Source organism: Flavobacterium sp. 21.1 (assembly GCF_057801535.1).
The window spans coordinates 488,513-502,841 of the sequence record NZ_JBYNXA010000001.1; the positions used below are offsets into that span (position 1 = coordinate 488,513).

Annotated in this window: 16 protein-coding genes; 4 read left to right on the forward strand and 12 right to left on the reverse strand. The window is 37.9% G+C overall.

The window, feature by feature from the left end:
• The first annotated feature begins 25 nt into the window (after positions 1-25).
• The 3 genes from AC3E9U_RS02225 to AC3E9U_RS02235 all read left to right on the forward strand — a co-directional run bounded on the left by AC3E9U_RS02225 (position 26) and on the right by AC3E9U_RS02235 (position 2,717).
• Positions 26-1,567 (forward strand): carboxypeptidase-like regulatory domain-containing protein, encoded by a 1,542-nt coding sequence (locus tag AC3E9U_RS02225; RefSeq protein ID WP_488745272.1) that lies wholly within the window; start codon positions 26-28, stop codon positions 1,565-1,567.
• A 47-nt stretch (positions 1,568-1,614) separates the two neighbouring features.
• Positions 1,615-2,055 (forward strand): SRPBCC family protein, encoded by a 441-nt coding sequence (locus tag AC3E9U_RS02230; RefSeq protein WP_488745273.1) that lies wholly within the window; start codon positions 1,615-1,617, stop codon positions 2,053-2,055.
• Positions 2,056-2,228: 173 nt separating this feature from the next.
• A complete protein-coding gene (locus AC3E9U_RS02235) occupies positions 2,229-2,717 on the forward strand; it encodes a hypothetical protein (protein WP_488745274.1) in 489 nt (162 codons plus the stop codon).
• Between the two features lie 162 nt (positions 2,718-2,879).
• On the opposite strand, the gene AC3E9U_RS02240 is transcribed toward AC3E9U_RS02235, so the two are convergent.
• The 9 genes from AC3E9U_RS02240 to AC3E9U_RS02280 all read right to left on the reverse strand — a co-directional run bounded on the left by AC3E9U_RS02240 (position 2,880) and on the right by AC3E9U_RS02280 (position 11,939).
• Positions 2,880-3,053, reverse strand: a complete 174-nt coding sequence (locus tag AC3E9U_RS02240) for an HP1242/YdcH family protein (RefSeq protein ID WP_488745275.1) — start codon at positions 3,051-3,053, stop codon at positions 2,880-2,882.
• Between the two features lie 97 nt (positions 3,054-3,150).
• Positions 3,151-3,858 (reverse strand): sulfite exporter TauE/SafE family protein, encoded by a 708-nt coding sequence (locus AC3E9U_RS02245; protein ID WP_488745276.1) that lies wholly within the window; start codon positions 3,856-3,858, stop codon positions 3,151-3,153.
• A gap of 142 nt (positions 3,859-4,000) precedes the next feature.
• Positions 4,001-4,447, reverse strand: a complete 447-nt coding sequence (locus AC3E9U_RS02250; RefSeq protein WP_488745277.1) for a FixH family protein — start codon at positions 4,445-4,447, stop codon at positions 4,001-4,003.
• A 45-nt stretch (positions 4,448-4,492) separates the two neighbouring features.
• The gene (gene ccoG, locus AC3E9U_RS02255; RefSeq protein WP_488745278.1) at positions 4,493-5,911 is read right to left on the reverse strand and encodes a cytochrome c oxidase accessory protein CcoG; all 1,419 of its coding nucleotides are present in this window, start codon (positions 5,909-5,911) and stop codon (positions 4,493-4,495) included.
• Positions 5,912-5,965: 54 nt separating this feature from the next.
• Positions 5,966-6,874 carry a cbb3-type cytochrome c oxidase N-terminal domain-containing protein gene (locus AC3E9U_RS02260; RefSeq protein WP_488745279.1) on the reverse strand — a complete coding sequence of 303 codons (909 nt, stop codon included), beginning with the start codon at positions 6,872-6,874 and terminating at the stop codon, positions 5,966-5,968.
• Between the two features lie 3 nt (positions 6,875-6,877).
• On the reverse strand, positions 6,878-7,072 hold the full coding sequence (locus AC3E9U_RS02265; RefSeq protein WP_488745280.1) for a CcoQ/FixQ family Cbb3-type cytochrome c oxidase assembly chaperone: 195 nt from the start codon (positions 7,070-7,072) through the stop codon (positions 6,878-6,880).
• A gap of 5 nt (positions 7,073-7,077) precedes the next feature.
• Complete coding sequence (gene ccoN / locus AC3E9U_RS02270) at positions 7,078-9,273, reverse strand: cytochrome-c oxidase, cbb3-type subunit I (RefSeq protein WP_488745281.1); 2,196 nt, start codon at positions 9,271-9,273, stop codon at positions 7,078-7,080.
• Positions 9,274-9,275: 2 nt separating this feature from the next.
• Positions 9,276-9,452: a cbb3-type cytochrome oxidase assembly protein CcoS gene (gene ccoS / locus AC3E9U_RS02275; protein WP_488745282.1), complete on the reverse strand. Its 177-nt coding sequence runs from the start codon at positions 9,450-9,452 to the stop codon at positions 9,276-9,278.
• Positions 9,453-9,566: 114 nt separating this feature from the next.
• Entirely contained in the window at positions 9,567-11,939 is a 2,373-nt protein-coding gene (locus tag AC3E9U_RS02280) for a heavy metal translocating P-type ATPase (RefSeq protein WP_488745283.1), read from the reverse strand.
• Between the two features lie 104 nt (positions 11,940-12,043).
• Between AC3E9U_RS02280 and AC3E9U_RS02285 the strand changes: the two genes are divergently transcribed.
• Complete coding sequence (locus AC3E9U_RS02285; RefSeq protein WP_488745284.1) at positions 12,044-12,724, forward strand: Crp/Fnr family transcriptional regulator; 681 nt, start codon at positions 12,044-12,046, stop codon at positions 12,722-12,724.
• A 35-nt stretch (positions 12,725-12,759) separates the two neighbouring features.
• On the opposite strand, the gene AC3E9U_RS02290 is transcribed toward AC3E9U_RS02285, so the two are convergent.
• Genes AC3E9U_RS02290 through AC3E9U_RS02300 form a run of 3 tightly spaced genes read right to left on the reverse strand, consistent with a single transcriptional unit; the run spans position 12,760 to position 14,248 of the window.
• The gene (locus AC3E9U_RS02290; protein WP_488745285.1) at positions 12,760-13,074 is read right to left on the reverse strand and encodes a rhodanese-like domain-containing protein; all 315 of its coding nucleotides are present in this window, start codon (positions 13,072-13,074) and stop codon (positions 12,760-12,762) included.
• A 22-nt stretch (positions 13,075-13,096) separates the two neighbouring features.
• Positions 13,097-13,711: a thioredoxin family protein gene (locus AC3E9U_RS02295; protein WP_488745286.1), complete on the reverse strand. Its 615-nt coding sequence runs from the start codon at positions 13,709-13,711 to the stop codon at positions 13,097-13,099.
• 3 nt (positions 13,712-13,714) lie between these two features.
• Entirely contained in the window at positions 13,715-14,248 is a 534-nt protein-coding gene (locus AC3E9U_RS02300; RefSeq protein WP_488745287.1) for a TlpA disulfide reductase family protein, read from the reverse strand.
• Positions 14,249-14,329 lie beyond the last annotated feature (81 nt).

Here is a 14,329-nt window from a genome sequence, read left to right on the forward strand (position 1 = left end):
TCAAAATCAAAAACACAGTACAATAATGGTACGAATCGCAATCACCCTATTTTTTATTTTGCTCGGATATGTAATGACATTTGCGCAGAATGTAACAGCAAAAATCATTGATTCCAAAAACGGTGAAATCCTTCCCTACGCCAACATTATGGTAAACGAATCAACAAATCTGGTTTCAAACGCAGAGGGTTACTTCACTGTCTCTGAAAAAAACAGCGGTGACGCCTCCATTCTGACAGTTACACATCTTGGATACACTCCGCGTAAGATAACGGTTGGCGAACTTAAAAATCTCCAATACATCATAAAACTTGAGCCGGGCGTATTTGAACTTCAAAACGTAACTATTTCCAATGTAAAACCTGACCCTGACGCGATAATGCAGGAGGTTAAAAAGAAGCTTCCGATACATTACAAAAACGGGACACAGGCATCAAAGGACATGTTATTTTATAGATCAGGCAACAGTTTTAATCCATCCAAAATAGATCTCGAATTTACCAAATCAACCGGATTTGATAAAAAAGCGCTTGCATCTGCCAATGCCGAGTTGAATGCATTCACCTCTAAACTCATTTCTCATCCGCCAAAAGAATTCAAAGACGTACTTTGCAATTACTATACAACCACAAAAACAAAGGACAATAAACCGGTAACCAACACCAAACTTGATGTAGTAAAAGCTACAATACTTAAGGATGAAGATCGTTCGGTGAATTTTGACGAAATGCAAAAATCAGCAGAAAATATCTTCCTTAAACATCTGGATTCCACTAAATTTTACAGGGTTAAAAGCGGTATTTTCGGTTCTCATGATACGATTTCGCTGAGTAAAAACTTCAATGAGAAGAAAAATAAAAAGAAAGAAAAAGAGAAGACACCGGAACTGACTTCGTATAAATCAGGTATAACCGCATTTTTAAGCGCGAATAACTTTTCACAAAACAACAAACTTGATTTTGTTACCAATCCGGAGCTTTACAAGTATACTTATGAGGGAAGAATCTTTAATGATAAAGATGAGTCGATGTATGTATTAAAATTTAAACCGAGAAAAAGTAAAGCTAAATATGTGGGTAAATTATACATTTCTGAGTCGGATTATGCCGTAGTTAGATGTGATTATAATTTAGATGAAGGAGAAAAGCTGAGCGGCTTCAATATGAAATTGCTTTTAGGAATTAAATTTTCAGAAAACAGAAGCAAAGGAACACTTATCTACAAGAAAAACGTTGAGAGCTCAGGTTATTATTTGCACTATGCTTCCGTAGAAGAAGGTCAGTACATTTACCTAAACAGACCGTTTAAATTCATTGAGCTTACTGATGGTGAAAAGGATATGATCGCTTTCGACCTGAAAATGGAAATAAACACTATTGATAAAACCGAGTTTCTAAATATTTCCAAATCGGAAATCAATGATACAGCCTTTGACAACATTAAAGAAGAGGATTTTAATTATATAGTTCTTAAACGTTATGATCCTAAAATATGGAAAGATTACGTTTCCATAGAACCTTTGGAAGAAATGAAGCAATTCAGTGTTGCTGAAGAAGAAAAACCATAGCGCAAACCGAAACTTTTGTATATTTAAATCCATTAAAATGCAAAAAAATGAAATATACAACTGAAATAGAAATCAATCAACCGTTAGATAAAGTCATAGCTCTTTTTGATAATCCTGATAATCTGAAGTATTGGATGGAGGGACTTCAGAGTTTCGAGCACATAAGCGGGACTCCGGGACAACCGGGCGCGAAATCAAAACTTAAATTCAAAATGGGAAACCGTGAAATGGAAATGATTGAAACCGTGACCGTTCGCAATCTACCTGATGAATTTACAGGAACTTATGAAGTACACGGAAGCCTTTCCAAGGTGAAGAATTCCTTTGTAAAAATTTCGGATTCAAAAACCAAATACGTAACCCAACATGAATTTGAGGCTAAAGGATTTATGATGAAAATCATGGTCTTCCTTATGCCGGGCGCCTTTAAAAAACAATCCATGAAATACTTGACTGCTTTCAAAAATTTTGCTGAGAGTCAGGCATAACCATCAATAATTAAGTTAATACAACGATACCTTTCAAAAACCGATAAATCTTAGTTTATCGGTTTTTTTATTGACAAAATTTTAAGTTTTTTCTCCTTATTTAAGAAGTAAATCCTTAACTTTAAGACAGTTAACTACATTTTATCCTTCAACAACAAAATCTATTACATCCTATGAAAAAATTCAAACTACTTTTAACCGTTTTCTTCGCCGGTACACTTGCAAGTTATTGCCAAACTTCCGATGCAGAAGTAGAGGCCATGATTAACCTTCTTGGGGTTCAGAAAAGAGAAGCCATTGCCCATCTGGTACACGTTACCGGAAAAGATTCCATCGCCTTCTGGAAAATTTATGATGAATATCAAAAAGATAATAAAAAGACTGCCACCCAGAGGATGAAATTGTATGAGAAAACGGCAATGTCCTACAGTAATCTGACTCCGGCAAGAGCCGATTCTTTAGCAACTGTGTATTTTGCTAACCGAACAGATCAGGAAAAAAAGCTGGAAACCTATTACAAGAAGATCAAGACAGCTACAAATGCTACTGTTGCATTTCAATTCTACCAGTCTGAAATTTATCTGCTAACGCTTTTGAGAGCGCAAATCATGCAGCAGATACCAACCTATGGCGAATTACTGGCAAGAAGAAAAAAACCGTAAAACGGGATATAACTCAGATAGAATTTCGTTTCGGGAAGGAATTTGAAATAAGCAAAATCATTTACTATAAAACCTAAAAAACCGCAGATTCAGAAACTAATTTTATTCCTGAATCTGCGGTTTGATTTTTTTGTAACACACTACCCAAAATTGGATCTCCGATTACTTTTGCAGCCTTGAAAAGATTTCATCCTTTATAAAAAGGAGCTTTGCTTTCATTTCATGCATTGCCTCGTCAATAATAACATCCTCTCCCGTGTTGACTTTGTGGATTTGATGTTCCAAATCATCATACTGGTCGAAAAGTTCCTTAAAATGAGTATCAGATGTTTTCAAGGTTTGAATTTTGTCTTGATACTCAGGGAATTCGTGTAATAAATCATGTCTTTCCATAATGCTATACTATCAAGTTATTATCTTACTATAAAGGTACTTAATCTGTTTTACATATCGTTTCTGGTTGGACAAAAAGACTCATATTACCCGGAGAAACAAACGGAATATCCAATCCTAATCCTCTCATAATAAACAACATCCCTATAAAAACCGTAATAATCGGAATGACTTTCTGTATTTTATTCCGCACCGGAACGGTCAGATATCCTGAAACATACGATATCATACTCATCATTGGGATTGTCCCCAGTCCGTATAAAAACATGTAACCGACTCCCATACTCGCATTCTGCATGGCAATGGCTCCGAAAAGAGCGACATAAACCAATCCGCAAGGTAAAAAACCGTTTAGTAAACCAATTGTGTAGAGCGCTTTAAACGTTCTGTTTTTGAATTGACTTCCCAATTTAGCTTTCATAAGCGACAGGACTCTGTAAACCGGTTTTGAAAAATTATATTGTGCGAAGACTTTTTCAGGGATCAGAACAAAAGCAATCATCAGAATGCCGATAATTATTGACAATTGCTGCTGCATTCCTGCCAGAAAAAGCCCTTTACCCAACAGTCCAAAAACCAACCCCAAAGTCATATAAGCGGTTATTCTTCCGAAGTGATAGGTGAAAAGTTGTATTGTTTTCTTTACCGGATTTTTATGATCCACAGGCAGCATCAGCGCTATGGGACCACACATACCAATGCAATGCAGACTGCTGATTAACCCTAGTATGAATCCTGAGTACAACATATTTTTTAATTTTTAGAAAATAGAAGCAAGAGACAAGAGCAAAGAATTTAAAATAAAGCAAAAGAACATACGGGAGATTAAAGAAATTCTCTATTCTCGGTTTTCATTTCTTGTCTCTTGGTTCTTGCTTCTTTATTCCTGCTTACAAACTAACTCCCTTTTTATTCAGATACTCCTTCCCATCATACTCCCATTCCACGGAAATATCCCAACGACCGCCAACCAAATTTGTTTTAGGTATGAGCAAATTTGATGTAGACAACGAAATCGGAATTTCGAAATCTAATTTCTGGTTGGACGGTCGGTATAAGGATACTTTTCCTTTTATTTTGGCAATATCAAAGGTTTTCGGAAAAGCAATCGTCAAGCCTTCTTCATTAGGTTCGATCGTTACTCTTTCCGCAAGATTGTTAGCATTTTGTTCCTTGTCTAATTCTTTCTGAAAGTCAAGTTCTTTCTTGTAATATTCTTCAGTAACCATTTCGTGGTCGTACTGTGAGTCGTATTGCACTTTGAAAACGAAATATAAAATAAACGTCATAAACAAAGCAAAAGCGATTACGATACCTGTTCCCCAATTTATTTTCATACTTTCTTATTTTTTTGTTTATATCTTTTCACTTGCTACTTTCTCCTAATTAAAACTTCTCGGTCCGAGGAAATTGGTGGTTGTGGTCTCCAGAAGCAAATCACCGTCGTATACCTCAATTTTCAGTTTTGTTTTATCGCCTTTTAAAAGCGCCGGATTAATTTCCACAAACAACGTTCCCTGAGCCATTCCCTCTTTTTTGATCGCGAACTCAGGCTTCCCGACTACCTTAATCTCACCTTTGATGTTTGACAGTTTGAAATGTACGTGATTAAAATCCTTAACAGTTTTATTTACAATTTTATAGGTAAACACGTTACTTATATTTTCCCCTTTGTGCTCAAATAATTGTCCCGGCAGACGTAAAACCGTAGCCTGTACATCATTTCTTAAGAACAACAGTCCGATGAAAATACCAGTGAGAATGACCAAAACTGCTGCATACCCTTTCATACGGGTCGTGAAAACAAATTTTTCCTTCTTAACGATTTCATCTTCCGAAGCATAACGGATCAATCCTTTTGGTAAGTTAACGCTTTCCATGATAAAGTCGCAGGCATCAATACACGCGGTACAGTTTACACATTCCAATTGCGTTCCGTTGCGAATATCGATTCCGGTCGGACAAACATTTACACATAGACGATCATCGATACAATCCCCTTTACCCGATGCGGCTCGGTCTTCATTCTTATTGAATTTCGCGCGCCCCTTTTCAGCTTCTCCCCTTTTATGATCATAAGCAACAACTACTGATTTATTGTCCAGTAAAACGCCTTGCAAACGACCATACGGACAGGCGATAATGCAAACCTGTTCACGAAACCAGGCATAGATAAAATAAAACACCGCTGTAAACACCAATAAAGCAATCAGTGTTGTTGTGTTATGCATTGGTCCCTCTGTTACCATTTTCAAGAGTTCATCACTTCCGATTATATAAGCCAAAAAGATATTGGCAATCAGAAAGGAAATTATGAAAAAGATGGTCCATTTCGCACTTCTTTTTCTGATTTTCTCGCCGTCCCATTTCTGTTTGGCAAGTCGCATCTGAGTGCCTCGATCGCCGTCGATCCAGAATTCAATCCGTCTGAAAACCATCTCCATAAAAATGGTCTGCGGACAGATCCAACCACAAAAGATACGACCAAAAGCAACCGTAAAAAGAGCCAGCCCGACCACTCCGATGATCATTGTCAAAACGAACAGATAAAAATCCTGAGGCCAGAACGGAAATCCGAAAATATTGAACTTCCTGTCGATCACATTAAACAATAAGAACTGATTTCCTCCAATTTTGACAAAAGGTGCGGCAAACAAAAAGAGCAGTAAAAAATAGCTGACCCATTTTCGCCTCTCATACCATTTCCCTTTAGGAATTTTAGGAAAAACCCAGGCGCGCTTGCCTTCATCGGTTATTGTTCCAATGGTGTCTCTAAAACTTTCGTCGGGTAAACTGGACATGTTTTTATTATTTAGTAAAACTGCTATTACTAACAGTTGATTCTATAGATTCCTTTATTTTGCGGCAGGTGTTGCAGGAGCCGCTCCTTCTTCTGTCCAAACATCACCTTCCGGCGCTTTTGCATCTTTAGGATTAGAGCCTTGCAAACTCAGCACATAACTAGCCACTTTTTGAATATCCGATGGTTTGATGGTTGCCTTCCAGGACACCATTCCTTTTCCGTCGCGACCACCTTCCATAATCGTATTGAAAACATTTTTGATTCCGCCTCCCAAAATCCAGTGGTCATCGGTCAGGTTTGGCCCGATCGCTCCTCCCGCGTCCGGTCTGTGACAAGCCACGCAGTTGGTTTCGAAAATAGTTTTACCGGCTGCAATACTTTCAGCATCTGTTAACAGAGTAACTTTTTCTTTATCCATGATGTCAGGAGCCGTTTTTTTGTACTCTTCCACGGCTATTTTTGCCTCGGCCATCTCTTTTTCGAATTCATCTATCTGATTTTCGTGTCCTAAAACATGATAACGAATCAGGTAAATAAAAGCGAAAGCAATACAGGAATAGAACAAATACACCCACCATGGCGGTAATACATTGTCAAGTTCTTTGATTCCGTCATAATCATGATGCAACAATAATTCCTTCTCCTCTTCTATTTTGTTGGAACGCGTTAATTTGTGCATCATTTTTTTATAGAATGATGATTCCATAAATGGAAGATTCTCTTCTTCTTCCTTCGCTTTGCGCTGTTCCTCGGTAAGCAAGCTGTTTAAAACATTGTTTGAAGCTTTTGCAACGATTTCAAATGCAATCAGGACAAACAGAAATAGTAAAAGCAGTATGGAAACAATGGGATATTTTATAAATGCCGGTTGGTTCCCGGAATCAATAAAGAACTCCATTGCCAGGAAAAACAGGCCAAACAACACCGGAATTCTAACGTATATTGGAAAAAACTTTTTCATCTTTTAACTGTTTAAAGTATCATTGGTTTCTGCATCCGTAAAAGGGATGTTACTCATTTCATTAATTTTCTCCTTTTTATAGGTAAACACCCAAGTGTATAGTCCGACAAAGAAGATAAAGAAAATCAGAAGTGATATGATCGGATAGATCTCAACCCCTGAGATCGTTTCCAAATTGTGTTTAATAAACTTCAGCATAACATTTATTTTTGAAGTTGCGCTACATCCTTAATTTTAATATCGGTACCTAATCGTTGCAAGTATGCGATTAAAGCAACGATTTCACGATCTTTCATCGGTATAAAGCGTTCGCCTTTAGCCTGCGCATTTTTCTTGCTTTCCTCGTAACTCTTCACAAAATCCGGATCGTTGGTAAGGTTCTTTTCAATCTGCTCCGACTGTTTTGCGATACTTTGCTTAGCATTCGCGATTTCCTGATCGGTATAAGGAACCCCTAATTTTACCATTACACGCATTTTTTCTTCTATGTTGGCATAATCCATCGGTTCATTGTCATACAACCATTTGTATCCCGGCATAATCGATCCTGAAGATGTACTTTGCGGATCCCACATATGGTTGAAATGCCAGTTGTCTGAATATTTTCCACCCACTCGGAACAAATCAGGTCCTGTACGTTTCGATCCCCAAAGGAACGGGTGATCATAAACATATTCTCCGGATTTGGAATACTCACCGTAACGCTCCACTTCCGAACGGAACGGACGTACCATCTGCGAGTGACATCCCACACATCCTTCTCTGATATACAGGTCACGGCCTTCCAATTCTAACGGAGTATAAGGTTTCACGCTCGAAATCGTCGGAATATTTGATTTTACGACCAAAGTCGGAATGATTTGAATGATCCCTCCGATCAGAATCGCAATCGTAGCCAAAACAGTTAGCTGGATTGGTTTTCTTTCTAACCAGGTATGGAATTTTTCGCCTTTTAATCGGTGAGCGGCAATTCGTTGTAATTCCGGTGCTTCAGCCAACTCATCTTCTACACCCTGACCTTGTCTGATTGTCATCACAACATTATATACCAGAACGAACATTCCGATAAGATATAAAGTTCCTCCAACCGCACGCATTGCATACATTGGCATGATCGCCGTAACTGTTTCAAGGAAGTTTCCGTAAACCAAAGAACCGTCCGGGTTAAACTGTTTCCACATTTGAGCCTGCGTAAATCCGGCAACATAAAGTGGTAAAGCATACAAAATGATACCTAAAGTACCAACCCAGAAATGGAAATTGGCCAATTTAACAGAGTGAAGTTTTGTTTTTGTCATTCTCGGAATCAACCAGTAGATCAGACCAAACGTCATGAATCCGTTCCAAGCCAATGCGCCAACGTGAACATGAGCCACGATCCAATCGGTAAAGTGGGCAATTGCATTCACATTTTTAAGTGATAACATAGGACCTTCAAAAGTAGCCATACCATATCCGGTAATGGCAACCACGAAGAACTTCAGGATTGGTTCGGTACGTACTTTATCCCAAGCACCCCGTAAGGTCAACAATCCGTTGATCATACCACCCCAAGAAGGTGCAATCAACATTACAGAGAACACTACTCCAAGATTTTGTGCCCAATCCGGTAATGCAGTATAAAGTAAGTGGTGCGGACCAGCCCAGATATATAAGAAAATCAGAGACCAAAAGTGAATGATAGATAATCGATAAGAATATACCGGACGGTTAGCGGCTTTCGGAATGAAATAATACATCAATCCTAAGAAAGGTGTTGTAAGGAAGAATGCTACAGCATTGTGACCATACCACCATTGTACCAAGGCATCCTGAACACCAGCGTAAACCGAATAACTCTTCATTCCGCTTACCGGTAAAGCCAAACTGTTGAAAATATGCAGAACCGCAACGGTTACGAAAGTGGCAATGTAAAACCAGATGGCTACGTATAAATGTCGCTCTCTTCGTCTTAAAATGGTCATAATCATATTGATACCGAAGACCACCCAAACAATGGCTATTGCGATGTCGATTGGCCATTCCAATTCGGCATACTCTTTTGAAGTTGTATAACCCAGCGGTAATGTAATCGCCGCTGCCACAATAATCAATTGCCATCCCCAAAAGTTAATGTTACTTAAAACATCACTGAACATTCTTGTTTTCAGAAGACGCTGCAAAGAATAATAAACTCCTGCGAAAATAGCATTCCCGATGAACGCAAAAATTACTGCGTTCGTGTGTAATGGTCTCAAACGACCATAGCTCAACCAGGAAATCCCATCGGTCAGACCGGGAAAAAGATACAATACTGCTACCAGTAACCCGACCAGCATCCCTACCACACCAAAGACAATAGTGGCATACAGGAATTTTTTTACAATTTTGTTGTCATAGTAAAATTGTTGCACTTCCATAATTATTTTTGTTTTTCTGATTTACTTGGATTTTTTTTTAATTCGTCGTCAAAAAGCATTCTTACTGACGGGGTGTAATCGTCGTCAAACTGGCCACTCTTTACTGCTCTAATGAAGATGTATAGAAACACAGCGGCTACGACGATACTAATGGAGATTAACAGATAAATAACACTCATACCTATTTAGTTTTAACAAAGTTACTTTAGCGATATGGTATAAAATATGACAATTGTCATATCGGAAATTAACTTAAAAATTAATCATATTTTTCTGAATAACAAAACATTATGTTATCTTTTCGAGAAAAGGTTACTCATTATCGTCACAAAGCTGATTATGGTTACCGTACTTAACGGCATAATTATGGCTGCCACTATAGGGGAAAGATTTCCTGTGACGGCAAAACTCAGTCCAACGACATTATAAAGTAATGACAATCCGAAACTCATCATAATGGTTCTCATTGCATTTTTGGAGAATTTCAGGAAAAAGCTGATTTTAGAAAACTGCGTAGCATCGAGAATCCCATCGCACGCCGGTGAAAACACATTAACATTTTCCGAGATTGAAATCCCAACGTTACTTTGTGCCAAAGCTCCCGCATCGTTAAGTCCGTCTCCGATCATCAGAACGTTTTTCCCCTGTTCCTGAAGGTTTTCTATGAAGGTTAATTTTTGTTCTGGTTTCTGATTAAAAACCAGTTCCGTATTTTTTGGAAGTAATTGCTCTAAAGCTTCTTTTTCCCCTTCGTTATCCCCTGAAAGCACTTTCAACTCGTAGGTTTTGCTTAAATCGGAAAACAGTTTCTCTAATCCGTCGCGATATTGGTTTCCAAACACGTAATTACCTAAATAAGTATCATCTATGCTTATGTGGACGGATGTCTGCCTGATCTGATCTTCTTCAGATTTCCCAATGAAGGAAGCCGAACCGATTTTCAGTCTTTTTCCATCTATGGTTCCCTGAATACCTTTTCCGGTGATTTCTTCGAAATGCAGTGCTTTTTTAATTTCTACCTGAGGAAGAAAATCATACAATCTGCGGCTCAACGGATGGTTTGAACCTCGAAGCATATTTTTTACAAGAACGGAATCAGATTCTGAAATTGGAGCACCAACATACTCGATGGCCGATTTTTTATTTGATGTAATGGTTCCCGTTTTATCAAAAACAATGGTATCTACTTTAGCAAGCTGTTCGATAACCGTTGCGTTCTTCAAATATAATTTTCGGTAACCGATAATCCTCAGCACATTTCCTAAAGTAAAAGGAGCCGTTAAAGCCAAAGCACACGGACATGCCACAATCAAAATGGCCGTAAAAACATTAAATGCAGTGGTTGTATCGATAAAAATCCAATATCCAAAGGATACAAAAGCCAATAGCAATAAAGCCGGCGTAAAATAACGACTAAGCGTATCGGTAATGGTTTTGTATTTTTGGTCGACTCTCTTCTGAAAAACATCATTGCTCCATAATTGGGTCAGATAACTTTGAGAAACCGAATGCAAAACTTCCATCTCGATGACTTTACCCAATTGTTTTCCCCCGGCAAAGATCTTATCTCCCGATTTTTTTTCTATTGGTTCTGCTTCACCAGTTACAAAGCTATAGTCGATTAACGTACTTTCTGTTATCAATATCCCGTCAACCGGAATCAGTTCCTGATTTCGGATCAGTAATCGGTCGCCTTTTTCAACATCATAGACCTGAATTGCTTCTTCGGTACCATTCGCAAGTATTTTGGTGACAGCTATAGGGAAATACGATTTGTAATCACGTTCAAAAGATAGGAAATTATACGTTTTCTGCTGAAATAACTTCCCAAGAAGCATGAAAAAAATCAATCCGCACATGCTGTCAAAAAAACCCTGACCGTAATTGAAAACGATATCGACGGTACTTCTTATAAACATCACCACAATTCCCAGTGCGATTGGGATGTCGATATTCAGCATTTTGGATTTGATACTCTTCCAGGCAGAAACATAATATCCCCAAGCCGAATAAAAAAAGGCCGGCAGGGATAATCCGAAAATCAACCAACGGAAAAATCCTTTGTATTGCTCGATCCAGAATTCGCCTACTTCAAAATATTCGGGGAACGATAAAAGCATGATATTTCCAAAACAGAAAAACGCAACTCCGATTTTATAATGCAAACTTCTGTCGACTGTCTCCTTTTTAGCATCATAATTTTCAAGACTGATGTAGGGTTCATAGCCGATAGAATTCAGCAATACAACAATATCTTTCAGGTTGGTTTCTTTCGGATCGTAGGTAACCCGGACCGTTTTGGCGTGAAAATTTACCTGAGATGTGGAAATTCCGTTTTGAAGTTTGTGTAGATTTTCTAAAATCCATATACAAGAGCTACAGTGGACATGCGGAATATAAAGTGAGACGATATGGATTCCCTCTTCTTCGAATTCAAGGAGTTTTGAAACAATGGTCTCATTCTCCAGAAAATCATATTTACCTTTTATATCCTGAGGTGTTGCTCCCGGAGCATTCTCAAAATCATAGTAACAGGTCAGGTCATTCAGACTGAAAATTTCGTATACCGTTTTACAACCGTTACAACAAAATGCTTTCTCATCAAAAACAATTTCGTCTGCTTTGACAACATCGTTACCGCAATGGAAACAATTTTGTTCATTCATAATTTGCTCATTTACCTGATACAAAGTTTACAATTTACGAATTTTTAAAACATGATATTTATCATACGCTTTAAATAGTATCTTTGCAAAAAATAACAGTTACAATGAGTAAATGTGAGCAATGCATTGTGAGGGAGTTCAGCGCCTTAAAAGCCCTGAATAAAGATGAATTACTAAAGCTTGCGGATTGTAAAAGTTCCTTCACTGTAAAAAAAGGCGAAATTATTTTTGAAGAAGGTGACACCCTCGACGGAATTTTTTGCGTTAAAGACGGCGTTTGTAAACTTACCAAATTAAGTTCCAACGGTAAAGATCAGATTGTTAAACTGGTGACTAAAGGCGAGCTTTTAGGACAACGTTCCCTGATTAGCGAAGAGCCTGCCAATTTAGGTGCGGTTGCTTTGGAAGACATGCAGGTATGTTTTATACCTAAAAACCAGGTAATGGAATTTTTCAATGCAAACAACAAATTCTCTCTTAACATGATGAAAAATGTTTGCCACGATTTGAAAGAAGCCGATAACGTTTTGGTAAACCTGGCACAGAAAAGTGTTAAAGAAAGACTTGCTTCAGCCCTTTTATATCTTGAAGACAACTTTGGGTCAGACGAAGATCATTCTTTGAAAATACAACTGTCCAGAGAGGAAATTTCAAGCATCATTGGTACCGCCACGGAAAGTTGCATCCGATTACTTTCCGAATTCAACAAAAGTGGCCTGATCGAACTTCAAGGGAAGAAAATCGTATTGAAAGACAAAAAAGGGCTTAGAAAATTAGCCGAGTAATAAAAAAAGGAGCTGTTATAAGCTCCTTTTTATTTTTATTCCGGTGAAACAACAGGTCCTTCCCACTCCATTATACCTCCTGAAAGGTTAAATGCGTTTGCAAAACCCATTTGTTGCATTATGTTACATGCCTGACCACTACGTGCTCCGGAGCGGCAATACACATAGTATTTTTTTGTTTTATCAAGTTCATCCAATTTGTAGATAAATCCTTGTCCTTTATAAATATCAATGTTGATCGCACCCGGAATAATACCCTCGTTCCATTCTCCTTCCGTTCTTACATCAAGGATTACGGCATTCTCATCATCCTGAGCACCCTCCCACCATTGTTCTTGTGAAATATTCATAGTTGTGTTTTTTGCAAAAATACTATGCTTTGATGGAACATCCAATAGCTTTAGTTGTTTTTACGGGAACCTCTTGGTTTTTCAAAAGCGCATCCACAGCATTTTCAACATATTTGGTCTTAACTTCTGCTTCGTCTGCGTAATTATCATCAATAGCTCCGATGTATCGCACCACATTGCCTCCTTTGGTTTTTTCCAGAATGTATACATGAGGTGTTTTGGTCGCACCATATTGCGGATAGATTTTCTGTCCTTCATCAAATAAATACGGGAAAGCATAGTTTTTTTCTTTGGCACGTTTCTGCATCAAATCAAAACTATCATCCGGCTGAACGGCAGGATTGTTCGGATTGATCGCAATCACGGGATATCCCATTGATTTGTATTTCTTATCTAAAGCAATAATTCGGTCTTCATAAGCTTTTGCATATGGACAGTGATTACACGTAAATACAACTATAAATCCTTTCGCATCCTTGAAATCGCTTAAGGACACTTTTTTCCCATTTACATTTTTCAGGCTGAAATCGGTAGCAACATCGCCAACCTGGTAACCGCCCGATTCTGATTTAACCAAGGTAAAAGCACTCATGATGCTCACCAATAATACCAATACTGCAAATTTGACTGTTTTCATAATTTAGTTATTAATAATTGTTAGTAACTCTTTTTCAAGCTCTTCATACGTAAAAGAACGCTCGTAGAACTTTCTGGCTTTATTGTTGTAGATGATCGTAGCAGGAATAGCTCCACTCCAGTTTTTATCTACTTTTTCTATCCATGCATTAGCATCCGGATCATCTAAATGCATGACTGAAGATTCCAGTTTCTTTTTCTTCACAAAGGGAATCAAGGAGGTTTCCACCTTCTTCGGCATATCCATGCTAACTAATATGACTTTTACATTTTTTCCTTTGTATACCTTATTTATCTGCTCAAAATAAGGCAATTCTTTTACGCAGGGCACACACCAGGTCGCCCAGAAGTTAATCACATAGGTGGTTTCAGTATTTTTATTCAGAATGGGTTCTAGTGACTTAAAGTCGTAGGAATGAATTTTCACTCCTTCCTTTTCGTAAGTCTTGATTGGCTTTAGTTCTTCATCCTGAACATTATTGTTTTGCGCAAAAGATAATAAACCGGTAAATAATAAAAGAATGGCCAAACTTTTCATGGAATTACTTTTTATTTTGCTTAAAGATAAAAAATCTTACTTTTTTCATCCTTTTAATTAACATAAAATTATATCGTCTTT

What these genes read in the sequence shown, in the direction of transcription:
- AC3E9U_RS02225 (WP_488745272.1), top strand. Translation starts at nt 26, where the DNA reads ATGGTACGAATCGCAATCACCCTATTTTTTATTTTGCTCGGATATGTA.
- AC3E9U_RS02230 (WP_488745273.1), top strand. Translation starts at nt 1,615, where the DNA reads ATGAAATATACAACTGAAATAGAAATCAATCAACCGTTAGATAAAGTC.
- AC3E9U_RS02235 (WP_488745274.1), top strand. Translation starts at nt 2,229, where the DNA reads ATGAAAAAATTCAAACTACTTTTAACCGTTTTCTTCGCCGGTACACTT.
- AC3E9U_RS02245 (WP_488745276.1), bottom strand. Translation starts at nt 3,858, where the DNA reads ATGTTGTACTCAGGATTCATACTAGGGTTAATCAGCAGTCTGCATTGC.
- AC3E9U_RS02250 (WP_488745277.1), bottom strand. Translation starts at nt 4,447, where the DNA reads ATGAAAATAAATTGGGGAACAGGTATCGTAATCGCTTTTGCTTTGTTT.
- ccoG (WP_488745278.1), bottom strand. Translation starts at nt 5,911, where the DNA reads ATGTCCAGTTTACCCGACGAAAGTTTTAGAGACACCATTGGAACAATA.
- AC3E9U_RS02260 (WP_488745279.1), bottom strand. Translation starts at nt 6,874, where the DNA reads ATGAAAAAGTTTTTTCCAATATACGTTAGAATTCCGGTGTTGTTTGGC.
- AC3E9U_RS02265 (WP_488745280.1), bottom strand. Translation starts at nt 7,072, where the DNA reads ATGCTGAAGTTTATTAAACACAATTTGGAAACGATCTCAGGGGTTGAG.
- ccoN (WP_488745281.1), bottom strand. Translation starts at nt 9,273, where the DNA reads ATGGAAGTGCAACAATTTTACTATGACAACAAAATTGTAAAAAAATTC.
- ccoS (WP_488745282.1), bottom strand. Translation starts at nt 9,452, where the DNA reads ATGAGTGTTATTTATCTGTTAATCTCCATTAGTATCGTCGTAGCCGCT.
- AC3E9U_RS02280 (WP_488745283.1), bottom strand. Translation starts at nt 11,939, where the DNA reads ATGAATGAACAAAATTGTTTCCATTGCGGTAACGATGTTGTCAAAGCA.
- AC3E9U_RS02285 (WP_488745284.1), top strand. Translation starts at nt 12,044, where the DNA reads ATGAGTAAATGTGAGCAATGCATTGTGAGGGAGTTCAGCGCCTTAAAA.
- AC3E9U_RS02290 (WP_488745285.1), bottom strand. Translation starts at nt 13,074, where the DNA reads ATGAATATTTCACAAGAACAATGGTGGGAGGGTGCTCAGGATGATGAG.
- AC3E9U_RS02295 (WP_488745286.1), bottom strand. Translation starts at nt 13,711, where the DNA reads ATGAAAACAGTCAAATTTGCAGTATTGGTATTATTGGTGAGCATCATG.
- AC3E9U_RS02300 (WP_488745287.1), bottom strand. Translation starts at nt 14,248, where the DNA reads ATGAAAAGTTTGGCCATTCTTTTATTATTTACCGGTTTATTATCTTTT.